The sequence below is a fragment of the Dyadobacter sp. SRI_021 genome (assembly GCF_057586235.1).
Window position 1 is genome coordinate 1,278,862 of sequence record NZ_JBYCZM010000001.1, and the last position, 15,695, is coordinate 1,294,556.

Consider the following 15,695-nt stretch of genomic DNA (forward strand, 5'->3'; position numbering starts at 1 on the left):
TCGTGTTTCTTCGTGCCTTCGTGGCATTCTTCACTTTTCTATTTCAGCCAGATTCAATACAAAGCCAGGGAAAAGCGGCTCACCTGAAAGCTGAATATCAAGGCTTGGATATTCGACAATGGCACGTTCAGGTTCGTAAACATACACCTTCTCACCATACCGATCGATCAACCAAGCGAGGCGGCAGCCATTGGACAGATATTCCTGCATTTTGTTTTGCAGGTAAATCAGGCTATCGGATTTAGAACGGATTTCGATTGCGAAATCGGGGCACATTGGAGAAAATCGCTCTTTATCATTTCTAGATAAAGAATCCCATTTTTCACGGCTCACCCAGGCAACATCCGGGGAACGGACTGCCCCGTTCGGAAGCGTGAAGCCTGCCGATGGGCCGAATGCCTTTCCGGATATCTTATTCTCCCGCAACCATGAGCTAAAAAGACCGAGAATGTCGGCATTGAAACTATCTGAAAAACATCCAGCAGGTGACATAAAGATAATGTTGCCTTCGCTGTCCCGTTCAAAACTGAGCGTATCGTTCATCTGGCAAAAACGGAAGAATTCGTCCTCGCTCATGATATCTCCCACAATGAATGTAACAGGCGTGTCCATAACTTAACGATGTCTTTGGAAGTCTTTCAATAATGCTATTTCAAATATAACGATTTGCTGCCAAGGCTACACGGCGGCCAACAGTCAATTTTCACCGGATAGATTCATCGGGATTAACTGCCGGCCGCCACTTTCCTGCGGACTAAAATTTAATTATACAGCAATTCATAATACTCCCGCGCCATTCTGTCGGAATTGAACGGTCCGGAAACGTCGTTCATACTGTTCAAAATCATCCTTTGCCACTTCTTAGGTGCATTGTAGTAAGTCGGGATCACCGTGCTTTGCAGGGTTTTCATCAGATTATCACAATCCTGCTTATTGATATCCTCTCCCTGGGCAACCGGCAGCAGAAACGCATTGTGCCCGTCCTTTGCGAACTCGCAAATCCAACCATCGAATGTGGACAGGTTCAATGCAGCGTTCATTGCCGCCGTCATACCGCTGGTGCCGGAGGCCTCCCGCGTCACGACAGGCGTGTTGAGCCAGATATCGGCACCGTCTTTGAGCATCTTGGACAATGCCAGTTCGTAGCCGGTCAGCACAGCCATATTGGGAAACAAATGGCTCAAATAGAAGAGATGGTTAAACGTCGCAATCGCTCCTTCATCTTTCGGATATGGTTTACCGGCCCATATCACCTGCACCGGCTGTTTCGCATTCTCCATAATCTTTTTAAATCTTTCGAGGTCCCAGACGAGCATATCCGGCCGCTTGTAGGCTGCAAACCGTCGCGCCCACACGATCGTGAGCACATCCGGGTCGAACAGCTTTCCGCTTTGGTCGGCAACGGTCTTGAACAATGTCCTTTTCAACTCCTTTTTACGTGCAACGATCGCGTCGATATCCTTTCCAAGCCTGGCCTTTTCCAAGACGGGGTCAACCCAGTAGGCATTGTTCTGCGCATTGGTAATGTGGCCGATCGGCGCAATTTTGGGATGCGATTTCCACATTTTCCTGGAGACCTCCCCATGCAGTTTCGAAACGCCGTTCGCTTTGCGGCTCAGGCGCAATGCGGCCAATGAGTGGTTGAACACGCTATCCCCTATTCCGCTGATCTTCCCCACCGTTTCGAGGTCGATACCGGAGAAAAAGCCCAGCTGCTCCAGAAAGTGAATGTCATGTTTTTCGTTACCAGCCTCTTCCGGCGTATGCGTCGTAAAAACAACCCGCTTCTGTACCTCGGCGACTTTTTTATATTTCTTATACAAATGGAAAAGGGCTGAAACGGCGTGTGCCTCGTTCAAATGGTATACTTCCGGCTCGTATTGCAGCGCTTCGAGCAGCCGTGCACCACCGATACCGAGCACCATGCATTGCGCCACTTTATAGGTTACGTCGGAATCATACAGCGAATAGCTGATCGCCCGCGTCGACTCATCGTTGCCGTCGGTATCGGTTGTAAGCAGAAATATTGGCGCCGAACCGAATGTTTCCGGGTCGAGGTAATAGGCGGCCACCCAAACGTTTTTGCCCATGATGGGTATCTGAAAGCGGATTTGGGTATCGACCAGGTAGGAATACATTTTCTCCCGGAACTCCGGCTCCATACTGCCGTCTTTCTTACGGCCCTGGTCGTAGTAGCCGTATTTCCACAGCATTCCGATACCCATCAGGTTCTGTTTGAGCGCGTACACGCTGCGCATATGTGAGCCCGCGAGGAAGCCCAAACCGCCCGAGTAAATTTTTAAAGCCTGATCGACAGCAAATTCCATCGAAAAGTAGGCCACCGATTTTTTGTACTGATTATCCGTCGCAAACGGATGACGGTAGGGAAGAGCGAAAGCTTGCTGTGACATTAGAAGCGATTTTGATAGAATAGAAGCATTGCATAAAAAACCCGGCCTATCGAAAAGGGCCGGGTCCAATCATCTTTTAAGGGCCTATTTGCCGAAGAGCCGCGCCCAGAATCCCTTCGCCTTGGTTTTCGTCTCGACGACCTTCTCCGAGGCTTCCTCCTTCAACTCCGCTATTTCCTCCGCTGCCTTCGCTTTCAGTTCAGCAGCCTTGGCCTGCGCTTCGGCCAGCTTCTCGGAAGCGGCCTCTTTTGCATCTTCAAATGCTTCGGCCGCATCCTCCCTGATATCCTCATACTTGTCTGCTGCGGCCACTTTAATATCCTCGAACTTCTCCGAGGCAACTTCCTTAATATCTTCAAACTTGTCGGCCGCGGCCTCTTTCAAGTCCCCGAATTTCTCTGCTGCTGCATCTGTCAGTCCCGCGAGTTTCGCTGCGAAACCGGATTGCACCTCCTCGACTTTTTCCACAACTTCCTCTTTTACAGCATCTACCTTAGCCGCAGCCTCTTCTTTCACGTCCTCCACTGCTTCCCCTGCAGCCGCTGCCTTGGTCTCGGCCTGCGCTTTGAGGTCGTCGATCGTTTCGTAAACTTCGGTCTTAATGCCATCCGCGGCTTCCTCGGCTTTCATCTCTACGGCAGCCACTTCTTCTTTCACTGCTTCGGTAGCTTCATTCTTCACTTCCTGCGCCTCTTCCACAATTGCATCTTTGGCATCGGCAGCAGTGGTTTTGAGTTCTTCAACTTTATTTTCCAGCGATTCTTTTGCATCTTCTGGTGTAGGTTCGGTATTCTCGGCCATGGGAAATGAGGTTTTAAGGTAAGAACAGTTGATACGATGAATGCGTAAGCTACAAAGGAGTTGCCAAGGTTGCAAGCAATACCCGCAGCTTTGTACTAGGTTAACCTTCTAACCATCAAATTTTTAACCAACCCATAAAATGGCTCCGGCTGCAATGTGCGCCAGTTATTGAGGTGCAGCGTACCACCGAAATTGATATAATAATCGAGCCGGTACTTCTTCCACTGCTCTTCCACATGCTCGCGGAAATTAATGGCGACAATCCAGCCGTCCTCCACGTCGTCAAACCATTCTGCATAATAGTCGTCCTCATTGCCTCCGTGAAAATCGAGCACATTTTCGCCCAGTAATATAAACTGGTTAATGCCCTGGTTCGTTAGCGGGTCAATGACCTGCCTTTTGAAGAACATGATGTCGTTATGCAGCGCGTCGTTCCATTCCCCGAACATTTCGATGATCACAAAGTGCTTATTGTAATCTGCAAACAGGATTTTCACATACAGCGTTTCCGACCCGATATCATCCCACAACGGGTGGATGTAGTAGCCGTAGATCGCATTTTCGTAATAATCCAGGTTATAGGTACGGCCATAGAAGGGCGAACGCTCGTCGTGGCTGGCCACATAATGCTTTTCCCAATTATAATAGGGTTCTATCTCCTGCATGGCAACGGTTTTGGGGTGACATTGAAAGCGAATATAAATGAAAACAGAAAAGACCTAATCTATGTTTCCAATCATTTAAGGCTTAAAACTAATATGCCGGCATTATGTGCCAGTGACCAGATTTAATTACGCTAGTGGGTCATAAATTAAAACGGGCTGCCTCTATTTGAAGCAGCCCGTTTCGGCATTCTATCTCTTCCGAATCCTACAACTCGCGGATCCAGATATTGCGGAAGCTGGTCGTGTTGTTGTGGTCCTGCAACTTGATAGGGCCTTTCCCGTGCGGCTCGATCGTCGGTTGGCCGATGTAAGGAGTAGTCCCCTGGATTGCGGTGTGGTTTTGAACCAATACACCGTTATGGATAACGGTAATGTATGGCGGATGTGTCATCTGGCCGTCTTTGTTGAAATGCGGCTGGGTATAGATCACATCATAGGTCTGCCATTCACCCGGGCCAACCGATGCATTTACAAGCGGCATTGTTTGCTTGTAGATCGAGCCAGCCTGACCGTTGGAATAGGTCGGGTTGTTGTAGCTGTCAAGCACTTGCAGTTCGTAGATTCCCTGCATGAAAATACCGCTGTTACCACGGCCTTGTCCGTTTCCATCCACTTTTGCAGGGGTCCTCCATTCGATGTGCAGTTGGTAGTCACCGAATGTTTGCTTGGTTTGGATGTCGCCTGATTTAGGGGCTACGGTCATGGCGCCGTCGGCCACGGTCCAGGGAGCGGCCGATTTACCGTCTTTTCCTGAAACCCACTGGTCGAGGTTCTTACCATCGAACAGGACGATCGCATCGGAAGGGGCTGTGAAGCCTGAAACCGCCGAAGACCCTTTACCGGGCGTCACCACGCGGGGAACAGGATTCCACAATTCGCTGGACTCAGGAGTTTGCTTCGCAGGCTGCAATTGCGCGTGTGCGGCAAAGGCAGCAGCCATGCTGAACGCGGTAAGCATCAATTTTTTCATTTGAAAGGTAACCGTTTTAGTCTAAAAACTCTTTGAAATAGTATCAAAACACAACATTAAGGAAAAAGCAACAACAAAAAGGATTCTCATCTATATAAATGTAATTTTCCCGATTCTTATCACGTAATTTGCAGGGCTAAAGGCATTCGTAGCCTGGATTGCTAATCTAAAACCGACTAAGCTTACTGCAAGTATGTCTAAAACCAACCGTTCACTTTTTCAATTAATCGCCTCTGGGGTAGCGGCTTTTGCCATGCACACCGCCTACGCCCAGCAGCCTATTCCCCTCGACGACCTCAGTGCTTTTACGACCAAGTCCAGTGACTGGAAAATCGTCGGCAATGCATCGGCCGATCTCACCAAGGAAAACGCGCTGCTAACCAGCCCAGGTAAAGGTGTGCTGGCCTGCCTCCACGAAAAAGGCAAGTATGGCAGCGACTATGAACTGATTTCCAACTTCAAACACGGCGATCTCGACCTTGAACTGGATTTCATGATGAGCAAAGGTTCCAACTCGGGAATCTATCTGCAAGGCAACTACGAAGTACAGCTTTTCGACAGCTGGGGTAAAAAAGGTGCTAAATACAACGACTGCGGTGGTATTTACGAGCGCTGGAACGACTCCAAGCCGGAAGGCGAAAAAGGCTACGAAGGATATGCACCGCGTTTCAACGTGGCCAAAGCGCCAGGTTTGTGGCAGCATATCAAAATCTCCTACCAGGCTCCCCGTTTCGACGCCAGCGGTAAGAAAATTGCGAATGCGGTATTCCTTTCAGTGGTACTGAATGGTGTGACAATTCATGAGAACGTAGAAGTTAGCGGCCCTACCCGGGGTTCACTCACGGCTGAGGACGTGCCAATGGGCCCGATCCGCATCCAGGGTGACCACGGTTCACTGGCGATCCGCAATATTGTAGTTAACAATTTTGACAAGAAACCGGCGACTCTTTCCGAACTGACCTATAAAACGTATTACGGTGGTCTATCGGAAACCGAAGACCTTTCAAAACTCACTCCTGCTGAAACCGGCAAATCGGAATCGCTTAACTGGGAAATTTTGAAAGAAAACAACAATTACTCCTTCGTTTACAACGGCCGTTTGAATGCAGCCAGCGAAGGTGAATACACTTTCCGTTTGCAGGCTTCGGGTAATGCTTACCTGAAAATTGACGGTAAGGATGTGATCAAGCCAGAGTGGAAATCGAACAATGAATTCCGTGTGGGCAAAGTGAACCTGACCGCAGGCGACCATAAGCTCGAATTTTTTAACAACAAGAGAGATGGCTGGATGCGTCCGGTATTGGGGCTTTGGGTAAGTGGACCAGGCTTCCGTGAAATCGCTTTCCATTCGAAAAGCTCGGCGATGGGCGGCGGTTCTACCGACCCAATCCTGATCCAGGCATCTACCAACACCATTACCCGCTCTTTCATGGATTTCCGCAAGGATGAAAAAGCGAAAAGAACCCGCGTAGTTCATGCGGTTTCGGTCGGCAGCCCGGCAAGCCTGCATTATACATACGACCTCGACAAAGGCGCGATCCTGCAAGTTTGGCGCGGTGAGTTCCTCGATGCTACCCCAATGTGGCACGACCGCGGTGACGGCTCTTCGCGCCCGCGCGGCAGCGTGACGTTGCTTGGCGACGATATGTTCCTGGGTAAATCAGGGAAATCTAAATGGGAAGCGGACACAACCGGCAGCGGTTACCGTCCGAAAGGTTACGTACTCGACGATTCGGATGTTCCTACATTCCAGTACCAGGCATTCGGTTCTTCCATCACCGACTACGTTTCTGTCGTGAACAACCAGTACTTCGAGCGCATTGTGAAGGTGAATAACCCTGCCAAAGACCTCGTAGCACGCCTGGCTGATGGTGCATCTATCGAAAAAATCTCGGAAGGACTTTATGCGGTAGACGACAAATCGTACTACATCCAGCTGGCCGACAAGAAACTTAAACCAGAAATCAGAGGTGCCAAAGGCGAGCAGGAACTCATCGTGCCTGTCACCAACGGCGAAGTGAAGTATTCTATCCTGTTCTGATTTAAACCTTATTATTCCTGATTGAACAATGAAAAAACTTGCTCATATAGCATTTGCTCTTTTGGCCTCCCTGTCTACGCTGAAAGCGCAGGAGTCTCCGAAAGAAGAAGATTTTTACAAGATCGTCACCCCACCGATTCCCGAAGGCATTATCCTTGAAGTAGGTGGTTTGACAACGATGCCAAATGGCTCCCTGGCGATTTCAACCCGCCGTGGTGAGGTCTGGATCGTGGATAACCCTACCAGCCGTACGCCGTACTTCCGCAAGTTCGCGACCGGTTTGCACGAAATCCTTGGTCTGGCTTACAAAGAAGGCGCACTGTACTGCGCACAACGCGGCGAATTGACCAAGCTCGTTGACAAAAACGGCGACGGCAAAGCGGATGTTTACGAAACCGTGTACGCATGGCCGCTTTCAGGTCACTACCACGAATACTCGTTCGGTCCTAAACTGGCTCCGGATGGCAGTTTCTTCGTGAGTGGTAACGTTGCATTCGGTGACGAAGAATGGTGGAGAGGCGAAAGCCGCGTTCCAGGTCGTGGCTGGATTTTCCACATCACCAACGACGGCAAATACGAACCGTACGCAACCGGCGTGCGCTCCCCCGCGGGTATCAGCATGCTGAACGGCGAGCTGTTCTACACCGACAACCAGGGCGACTGGATGGGTACCGGTGCGATTTTCCAGGTAAAAAAAGGTGGCTTCATGGGTCACCCGGCAGGATTGAAATGGGCCGGATTGCCTAACTCTCCTGTAAAACTGACTGAAAAGCAATTCTTCGCAGAGCGTGACAACCGCCAGCACCGCAACGAACAAGGGCGCGCGATCAAGCCTGAAAATACATTGGGAGAAGAACCACAGTTCCTGTACCAATTGAAACAGAAATACGACATGGTACAGCTTCCGGCTGTATGGTTGCCTTATGGCGTACACGGCGTTTCTACCTCTGAATTGATCCTCGACGATACCAAAGGGAACTTCGGGCCATTTACAGGCCAGGTTTTCGTAGGCGACCAGGGACAAAGCAACATTATGCGTGTTGTTTTGGAAAAAGTAAAAGGAGAATATCAGGGCGCTAGTATCGGTTTCCGTAGCGGATTCCAGTCGGGTGTGTTGCGTATGGCGTTCGATAAGGACGGATCGATGTTCGTAGGCGAAACCAACCGGGGTTGGGGCTCAGCCGGTGATGCCAACCAGGGCTTGCAGCGTTTGGTATGGAATGGCAAAATGCCTTTTGAAATGTACACTGTGAAAGCACAGCCTGACGGTTTCGAAATCGAATTCACTATGCCGGTTGACCGTAAATCGGCGGAAGATCTGGATTCTTACAAAGTGAGCAGCTACCTGTACAAGCATTACCCAGTTTACGGTAGCCCGCAAATCAACCTGGAAGATGTGAAAATTACCGGTGTGAAGGTATCCGATGACAACAAGAAAGTACGTATCGTGCTCGAAGGAATGCGTCAATATTACGTACACAAGATCTCTCTGGAAGGCGTTCGCTCGGCTTCAAACAGCTGGTCGCTCGTACACCCGGATGCGTATTACACGCTGAACAACATTCCTGACGGTGAAAGATTGAAGGTTTCCGACCTGAAAACTACCCGTTCGGGCAAAGCACAGGCATCTGTTTCGGCTGAACCTGCAAAAGAACACGTTTCTCCGGATGGTAAAGGCAAAGCAACCCCTGCAAAAGCCGGGGCAGCAGCCAAAGCGCCAACCTGGGAAGAAGTGAAGCCATTGCTGGCGAAAAACACTTGCCTTGCTTGCCACGCGCCGGACAAAAAGGTAGTAGGACCTTCTTACGCTGACGTTGCGAAACGCAAATACAGCAACGAGAAGATCGTAGAGCTGATTTACGCGCCGAAGCCTGAAAACTGGCCTGACTACGCTACGCCAATGGCGCCTATGCCCCAGGTTCCTAAGGCGGAAGCGGCTAAAATCGCGGCGTGGATCAATTCACTTGCGAAATAATCGTAATGGTACCGGGCTCGGCCCGGCATTAGTCCAAAAGGCTGCTTCCCCATCGGAGGCAGCCTTTTTTTAGTTGACGATCAGCCTGTTCAGAATACATTTTAATGCATTATCTTCACATTGCGAACCAGACTAATGCAGTACAAATCGCACGTTTTATCCTTGAAAATGCGTTAGTTGTAATTGAATGTAACTAAAACTATGTTTACGCTGCGTGGCCCGTCTTTCTTGAATTCGGTAAAAGGAAAAGTCGTTGTAGGCTTTTTCATTGCCTCTCTCGCCCTGGCTGCATCCTGGGTAACCAGCAAGCTGGCATTCGACAATATGCTCACCACGCTGGATACGCTCTCCACTCCGGATGACAAGATGCGGCTGGTTAATAAGATATTTCAGGACATCCTTACGCTCGATCACCTTCAGAACGAACGAAAGCTGAAAGGGGAAGAACTCAACGACGAGGTACTTGCCCAATCGGTGGAATTGATCGCCACGCTCGATACCCTCAGTTATCTTAGCCTGGAAGACCCGTTGCAGGTAATCCGGATCGATTCCATGAAGAAGATCCTCAAAGAACGCGAGAAGATCTATGGCGACTATGTGAAGGTGCGGTCCAAACTGGTGAGCAACAAAGCACTGGAAGACGAGGTTAAATCAATTTCCGGATTGATTACCACGAAGACAGTCAAACCAGACAGCACGGTGGTGAAAACCGAAAAACGTACGACTACGACCACTGTTTACACCGAAGTACCCGACACCAGCCAGAAAGCCAGCACCAAAAAAGGCTTTCTCAGCAGGGTATTCCGTGGAAATAAAAAGAACCAGGCACCAGCCAAAGAACCGACAAAACTGGTGCAGAAACAGGAAGTGAATGTACAGGTCGACACGATCCGCGTGGCCAAAAAGGACAGCACAATCGAAAAAGTAGGCGAGGCCGTTCACGCCATCGAAAAATCACAGAAAAAACGGGCGGTAACATTCGTCGACAGGGAGCAGGAGCTGGCAACGGCCGGCAACTCCCTTGTAAAGCAACTGCTAGGTGTTATGCAGGATGTTCAACGGGACGTAATGCAGGATTCCAATAAAAACAACGCCAAGGCGAAGAGCATGGTGGAAGGTAGCGTGAATTATCTTGAATGGATCATGCTGGGTTTCTTTTTCCTGACAGCAGTAATGGCCTACTTCATTTTCACAGACATTACCAAAAGCAACGATTACCGCCAGCAGCTCGAAGAAGCCAAAGAAGAAGCCGAATACCACAGCATGGCCAAACAACGGTTCCTGGCTAACATGAGCCATGAGATCCGCACCCCCCTGCAATCGATCATCGGCTATGCGGAAGCATTGAAAAACGAAGAGAAACCGCGGAAGCAAGACCTCGAAACGCTGCATTCGGCCTCGGAGCACTTGCTATACCTTGTTAACGAAGTGCTCGATTACAGCCGCATCATTTCCGACCGCTTTACATTCGAGGACAGGGTATTTTCTATTAATTCACTCCTGAATGAGGTAGTACAGGTACTCAGGCCGAATGCCATATCCAAAGGTTTGGTATTGAGGCTCGAAAACTCCCTGAAACCCAACCTGTACCTGCACGGCGACCCTTTCCGACTGCGGCAGGTACTGTACAATTTGCTGACTAATGCAATAAAGTTCACCGAGAACGGCGAAGTAGTCCTCAAAGTAGCTGGTCATGAAAGCGGTAATCTTGTTAAAATCGAATACCAGATTTCCGATACAGGTATCGGACTGTCGAAAGAGCAAACAGAACGCATTTTTAACCAATTCGAGCAGGCCGATCCCTCCATTCAGCGTCGTTATGGCGGTACAGGACTCGGCCTCAGCATTGTAAAGGCGTTGGTAGAAGGCATGTCGGGTAGTATCCATGTCACCAGTAAGCCGGGAGAAGGCACGACTTTTTTTGTCACCACCAGTATGAAAAAGGCAGACACACTGGAATTGACAGAAGAAGCGCCGGAACGGAACTATCGGATTAATGGTAAAGTCTGGCTCGTAGACGACGATGCCTTTATTCTCAAATGGTGCTCTTCGGTACTCGAAATGAACGGCATTCAGCATGCTGCATTCTCCTCGGCTGAGGAGGTGCTGAGCCGGCCATGGAATGATGAGGTCAAATTCGTGCTCACGGATATGCGCATGTCGGGCATGAATGGGGCCGAGCTTGTGAAGCGCCTCCGCAAATCGGCACCAGAGGATGTAAAATTCTTCGTTCTCACTGCTCAGGCATTGCCGGAGGAACGCAAAAAACTACTGAGTATGGGTTTCGACGGTTACCTGATGAAACCTTTCCATTCCAGAGATCTGCTGGAATTACTCGAATCGTCCTCGGCACCGGAAAGAGATTCTCCCGCGGTTATACCCGCAGAGGCGAAGCCGGGAAACGGCTGCACAGCCCACAACCTGGATTTTGATTTCACGATGCTCACCGAAATGACTTTCGGCGACGAAAGCCTGTTGCGTGAAATCCTCGACCAGTTTGTGAAAGATTCCCGCGCCGATATTGAGTCACTCCGGCAGCATATTACTGCCAACGAGCCCGATTATACACAAGAACTGATGCACCGCATGGCCGGCCGCACCGGGCAAATCGGCGCCCGTGACCTGTCGGCAAGGTTCAGGAACCTGGAAATCGCATTGCGTGAGAACGCTGCGGAAGTCTCGGAAAAAGAAATGACGCAGGTCGTGAATGACGCTGCGTCAGTGATTGAGCAAGTAGAGGAAAAAGCGCTCTCTTACTCGATATGATATTTTTCGATTTTATAATACAAAGTCTTGCGATCGATATTCAATAATTTGGCCGCTTTGCTTTTGTTGTAGCGCACTTCCTGCAATACCTTTTCGATCATTTCTTTCTCATGCGTCTCCTGCAATGCCTTCAAGTCAGAACCGGGAGCAGGTTTCTGCTGGTCTTCCATAGCGGTAATCATTTCCGACGGCAATGCACTTAATGTAGCCACCTCTTCTTTGGACAAGAGCACCAGGCGCTTGATCACATTGTTGAGCTCACGGAGGTTACCGGGCCAGTCGTATTTCTGAAAAACATCCATGACCTCTTTCGAAAGCTCCCGCACATTGCGGTCGAGCTCTTCATTGGCTTTATCTACAAAATGCTGGACAAAAATCGGCAGGTCTTCGCCGCGCTTGCGCAATGCAGGCACTTCGATTTTAAATTCATTCAAACGGTGATAAAGGTCTTCGCGGAAATCACCTGCTGCTGCGCTGGAAATCAGGTCCTCATTGGTCGCTGCAATGAGGCGCACATCTACTTTCACCTGCTGAGTACTGCCAATCGGAACGATAATACGCTCTTGTAATGCGCGGAGCAGCTTGATCTGCACATCGTAGCTCAGGTTTCCGATCTCATCGAGGAATAGCGTACCGCCATCTGCCGCTTCGAACTGCCCAATCTTATCCTGCAATGCACCGGTAAATGCCCCTTTTTTATGACCGAAAAGTTCACTGGCTGCCAGGTCTTTCGACAACGAACCACAGTCGATCGCTACGAACGGCCCGTCGGCGCGCTTGCTGAGGCGGTGAATCGACTTCGCCACATGCTCCTTGCCGGTACCGCTTTCTCCCTGGATAATCACCGACATATCTGTTGGTGCCACCAGGCGCACATATTCGAAAAGTTGTTTGGCAACTTTGCTTTTACCTTCGATATAATCAAGTGATTGTTTCTCCGTCTTGGAACTATTTTTGGCTTTCGGCGCAGTCTTCACGCTCGTCACCTCTCCTTTGTTCAGCGCTTCCCTGAGTACCATAAGCAGTTCTTCCGGATTCACCGGCTTGGTGATATAATCGAAAGCCCCGATTTGCATGGCGGTTACAGCAGTCCTCACATCGTGAAAACTGGTCATGATAAAGGCCGGGGTACGGTTTCCTTCGCTTCTGAGCGTTTTGAGAAAATCTACGGAATTACCATCCGGTAGACGGTAATCGAGCATCAGCACTTCCAACGGCCCGTCGGAATTACTCTTTCCGAGTGCTTCTCTCGCCTCTTTTATGTTTGTACAAACTTTTACCTGATGACCATGCTTGCCGAGGAAATTGGTGAGCAACTTTGAAAATGTAGAATCGTCTTCAACGAGGAGCAGATGAGCCATGGGTGATACTATTTCTAAGAAAAATAAATACTATTAAACGAGTGGGTATTATGTAAAAGTACAAAAAACAAACACCAAAAAGCCGGAGAAGTCTCCGGCTTTTCATTATGAGCCTGTCAGACGCCGGGAATGGCCTTTTACTAGTCGATTTTCTTCCCGTACTTGTCCAGATTAAGTGTAGATGTTTCTTCCGCTCGTTTGATATTTACTTCGTAATACTGTGAGTTATCGTCCCGCGTGACCAGGTATGCGCTGGTTACTTTCCATTCGGCATAGGAGCCGGACAAGGTACTTTTAACAGCCTCCGGAAGGTCTTCCGGGCGCACGGCAACCTTGCTATGTTCGGCAATAACGGCCACATCCGCAAGAGATTGTACGGCTGCCTCAGCATCCGGGGTCACTACTGCTAGCAAGAGGGCAAAGGTTGTCGGGGTTATTCGCATGATGGATCGGGCATTTAATTTTTAACGTAAACTAAAAGAGATATTCGTGCCAATGGGAATATGCTACAAAAAAAGTTGATAATCAGATATTAACCAATTTTACCTCGCAACTATGTAGCCAGACGTAACGGGAGCTATGCCTCAGGTTGTGGAATTTCACATCAGTTATGTGAAATTTAATAATCACTTTGACCACATACACGGATCTTATTACCCAAACTAAAAAAAATTCAAATTTTTTTACCCATTATTGTTTTGTTCGGAACATATTGTCTTATATTTGCGTAGTAATTATTTATCTGCAATAAGTAGCACAACTACTACACACCACCAGAGACTTAACGCTATACATTCATATATTGAATTATATCTCAGGCATTATTTACTCAACGTTATTTAAGAATTCCATCGGTTAGTCTGAAACATCAAGAGTCCCCACCCGGGACTCTTTTTGCGTTTTTAAACCCACATCATTTCGGCTTCCTTCCTCCTTTTTCTCAAAGCCCGATCTAAAGCAATCCATCCCACGTAGGTCTGTCAAAACTCTTCCGACATACGGAGAGTGGCTCAATAACCTTTTATTGCTATGAACAAACACACGAAAACGAAGAACACCTCCCGCAATGGAGAAGGGGAAATTACCTCACTTGTTAACAGGCGACTCTTTCTGCGCTCGGCAGGATTAGCCACATCGTTAGGTACCATCGTGATCGCTGCGGGTTGCAACGACGATGATGACGACCCGATGATTCCCGGCACTGGCGACACCGTCGATCTCGGCTCGGGTGACATTGGTGTGCTCAATTACGCATATGCGCTGGAACAACTCGAAGCCGCGTTTTACACACAAGTGGTACAAACGCCTTACAATGGTATCACCGACGCAGAGAAAGCCATCCTGACCGACATCCGCGACCACGAGATCATTCATCGGGACTTCTTCAAGGCTGCATTGGGTGACAAGGCTATCAAGGGACTAACCCCTAACTTCGCCGCCATCGACTTCACCAAAAAAGAGGCCGTTCTTGGGGCTGCCAAATTATTCGAAGACACCGGCGTAGCCGCCTACAATGGCGCCGGAAAGCTCATCAAAGATCCGAATTACCTTTTGCTTGCAGGCAAGATCGTCTCCGTGGAGGCCCGTCACGCGGCCGTTATCCGTGACTTGATCAACCCGAAATCCGCCGATTTTGCCGGAGACGACATCATCGACGCCAACGGAATGGATAAGGCCATCGCGCCTGCCGACATTCTCGCGGCAGTTAAGGGCTACGTGAAGGATACCATCACCGGTGCCAACATAGGTAAATAATCATTCACACTAATAGGAGGCAGAGACAATGGATATTTTCAAAATCATACATCAGTTTCAGCAAATTGACGGTGATGCAGTCGGGAGACTCGAATACGCGTCGCGCCGCCACTTTATGAACAAAATAGGAAGCAAGTTGGCCTCGGCGGCAATCCCTACCACATTCGCGGCAATCGTCAACAAGGCATTCGCACAGTCGGCAGCCGCTGTGGACGTGCTGAATTATGCCCTGACGCTGGAATACCTCGAAGACGAGTTTTACAAAGCCGGCAATGCGGCTGCAAACCTCATTCCGGCATCCGACAAGGCCATTTTCATGCAAATCGGTAAACACGAAACGCAGCACGTGGCATTTCTGGTGAAAGCGCTCGGGAGCAAAGCCATTGCAAAGCCAACTTTCGATTTCCAGTACGGCGGTGCATTCGGCGATGTATTTACCAACTACAAAACGTTTGTAACCGTGTCGAGTGCGCTTGAAGATACGGGCGTACGTGCCTACAAGGGCCAGGCGGGTGCGTTAATCGCCGACCCGCAGATTCTCGAATACGCATTGCAAGTGCATTCCATCGAGGCGCGGCACGCAGCTGTGGCGAGGCGGCTTGCTGCCACCTTGTTGGGCAACACAGCGATGAAAGGATGGATCACAGGCAAGGAAGGCGCAGTAGCCGCCATCTACGCCGGCGAAGATAACATGACGCAAGGCGGAGTAAACCTCAAAGGACTCGCTTCCAAGAGCGATGCCGCCATTACCGAGGCGTTTGACGAGCCGCTGACCAAGGAGGCGGTACTCGCAATTGCCGGGCCATTCATCAAAAAATAATCGCACCGATAACGTAAACTTTCCCTGTTAGGCTTATACATGCACTTTTCAAAGAGCTATGGCTCAGAGTGCCCTACTACACACTATTATGAATCAGGAGGTTACCGGCAACGGTAGCCTCTTTTTTATA

Annotated in this window: 12 protein-coding genes; 5 read left to right on the forward strand and 7 right to left on the reverse strand. The window is 49.4% G+C overall.

Annotation, left to right across the window (positions count from 1 at the left end):
• Positions 1 to 30 precede the first annotated feature (30 nt).
• From AC2YIT_RS05225 to AC2YIT_RS05245, 5 genes are all read right to left on the reverse strand, one after another.
• Positions 31 to 612, reverse strand: coding sequence for a Uma2 family endonuclease (locus tag AC2YIT_RS05225; protein WP_487278455.1), 582 nt, complete (start codon positions 610 to 612; stop codon positions 31 to 33).
• Positions 613 to 761: 149 nt separating this feature from the next.
• Complete coding sequence (glgP, locus tag AC2YIT_RS05230; RefSeq protein ID WP_487278456.1) at positions 762 to 2,411, reverse strand: alpha-glucan family phosphorylase; 1,650 nt, start codon at positions 2,409 to 2,411, stop codon at positions 762 to 764.
• Positions 2,412 to 2,495: 84 nt separating this feature from the next.
• The gene (locus AC2YIT_RS05235) at positions 2,496 to 3,212 is read right to left on the reverse strand and encodes an RNA polymerase sigma factor (RefSeq protein WP_487278457.1); all 717 of its coding nucleotides are present in this window, start codon (positions 3,210 to 3,212) and stop codon (positions 2,496 to 2,498) included.
• A 95-nt stretch (positions 3,213 to 3,307) separates the two neighbouring features.
• Positions 3,308 to 3,877 carry a hypothetical protein gene (locus AC2YIT_RS05240; protein ID WP_430841757.1) on the reverse strand — a complete coding sequence of 190 codons (570 nt, stop codon included), beginning with the start codon at positions 3,875 to 3,877 and terminating at the stop codon, positions 3,308 to 3,310.
• Between the two features lie 205 nt (positions 3,878 to 4,082).
• The gene (locus tag AC2YIT_RS05245) at positions 4,083 to 4,847 is read right to left on the reverse strand and encodes a 3-keto-disaccharide hydrolase (RefSeq protein ID WP_430841755.1); all 765 of its coding nucleotides are present in this window, start codon (positions 4,845 to 4,847) and stop codon (positions 4,083 to 4,085) included.
• 193 nt (positions 4,848 to 5,040) lie between these two features.
• Between AC2YIT_RS05245 and AC2YIT_RS05250 the strand changes: the two genes are divergently transcribed.
• The 3 genes from AC2YIT_RS05250 (at position 5,041) to AC2YIT_RS05260 (ending at position 11,629) form a co-directional block, all read left to right on the forward strand.
• A complete protein-coding gene (locus AC2YIT_RS05250) occupies positions 5,041 to 6,888 on the forward strand; it encodes a 3-keto-alpha-glucoside-1,2-lyase-like domain-containing protein (protein WP_487278458.1) in 1,848 nt (615 codons plus the stop codon).
• A 28-nt stretch (positions 6,889 to 6,916) separates the two neighbouring features.
• Complete coding sequence (locus AC2YIT_RS05255; RefSeq protein WP_487278459.1) at positions 6,917 to 8,863, forward strand: c-type cytochrome; 1,947 nt, start codon at positions 6,917 to 6,919, stop codon at positions 8,861 to 8,863.
• Between the two features lie 201 nt (positions 8,864 to 9,064).
• Positions 9,065 to 11,629 (forward strand): ATP-binding protein, encoded by a 2,565-nt coding sequence (locus tag AC2YIT_RS05260; protein WP_487278460.1) that lies wholly within the window; start codon positions 9,065 to 9,067, stop codon positions 11,627 to 11,629.
• Here the strand turns inward: AC2YIT_RS05260 and AC2YIT_RS05265 are convergent.
• Positions 11,617 to 12,990, reverse strand: coding sequence for a sigma-54-dependent transcriptional regulator (locus AC2YIT_RS05265; RefSeq protein ID WP_487278461.1), 1,374 nt, complete (start codon positions 12,988 to 12,990; stop codon positions 11,617 to 11,619). The two genes, AC2YIT_RS05260 and AC2YIT_RS05265, sit on opposite strands and share 13 nt — an antisense overlap.
• A 140-nt stretch (positions 12,991 to 13,130) precedes the next feature.
• Positions 13,131 to 13,433, reverse strand: coding sequence for a hypothetical protein (locus AC2YIT_RS05270; RefSeq protein ID WP_487278462.1), 303 nt, complete (start codon positions 13,431 to 13,433; stop codon positions 13,131 to 13,133).
• Positions 13,434 to 14,019: 586 nt separating this feature from the next.
• Between AC2YIT_RS05270 and AC2YIT_RS05275 the strand changes: the two genes are divergently transcribed.
• Both AC2YIT_RS05275 and AC2YIT_RS05280 read left to right on the forward strand, forming a co-directional pair.
• Positions 14,020 to 14,745: a ferritin-like domain-containing protein gene (locus tag AC2YIT_RS05275; RefSeq protein ID WP_487278463.1), complete on the forward strand. Its 726-nt coding sequence runs from the start codon at positions 14,020 to 14,022 to the stop codon at positions 14,743 to 14,745.
• Positions 14,746 to 14,773: 28 nt separating this feature from the next.
• Positions 14,774 to 15,565, forward strand: a complete 792-nt coding sequence (locus AC2YIT_RS05280) for a ferritin-like domain-containing protein (protein WP_430841741.1) — start codon at positions 14,774 to 14,776, stop codon at positions 15,563 to 15,565.
• The last annotated feature ends 130 nt before the right edge of the window (positions 15,566 to 15,695 follow it).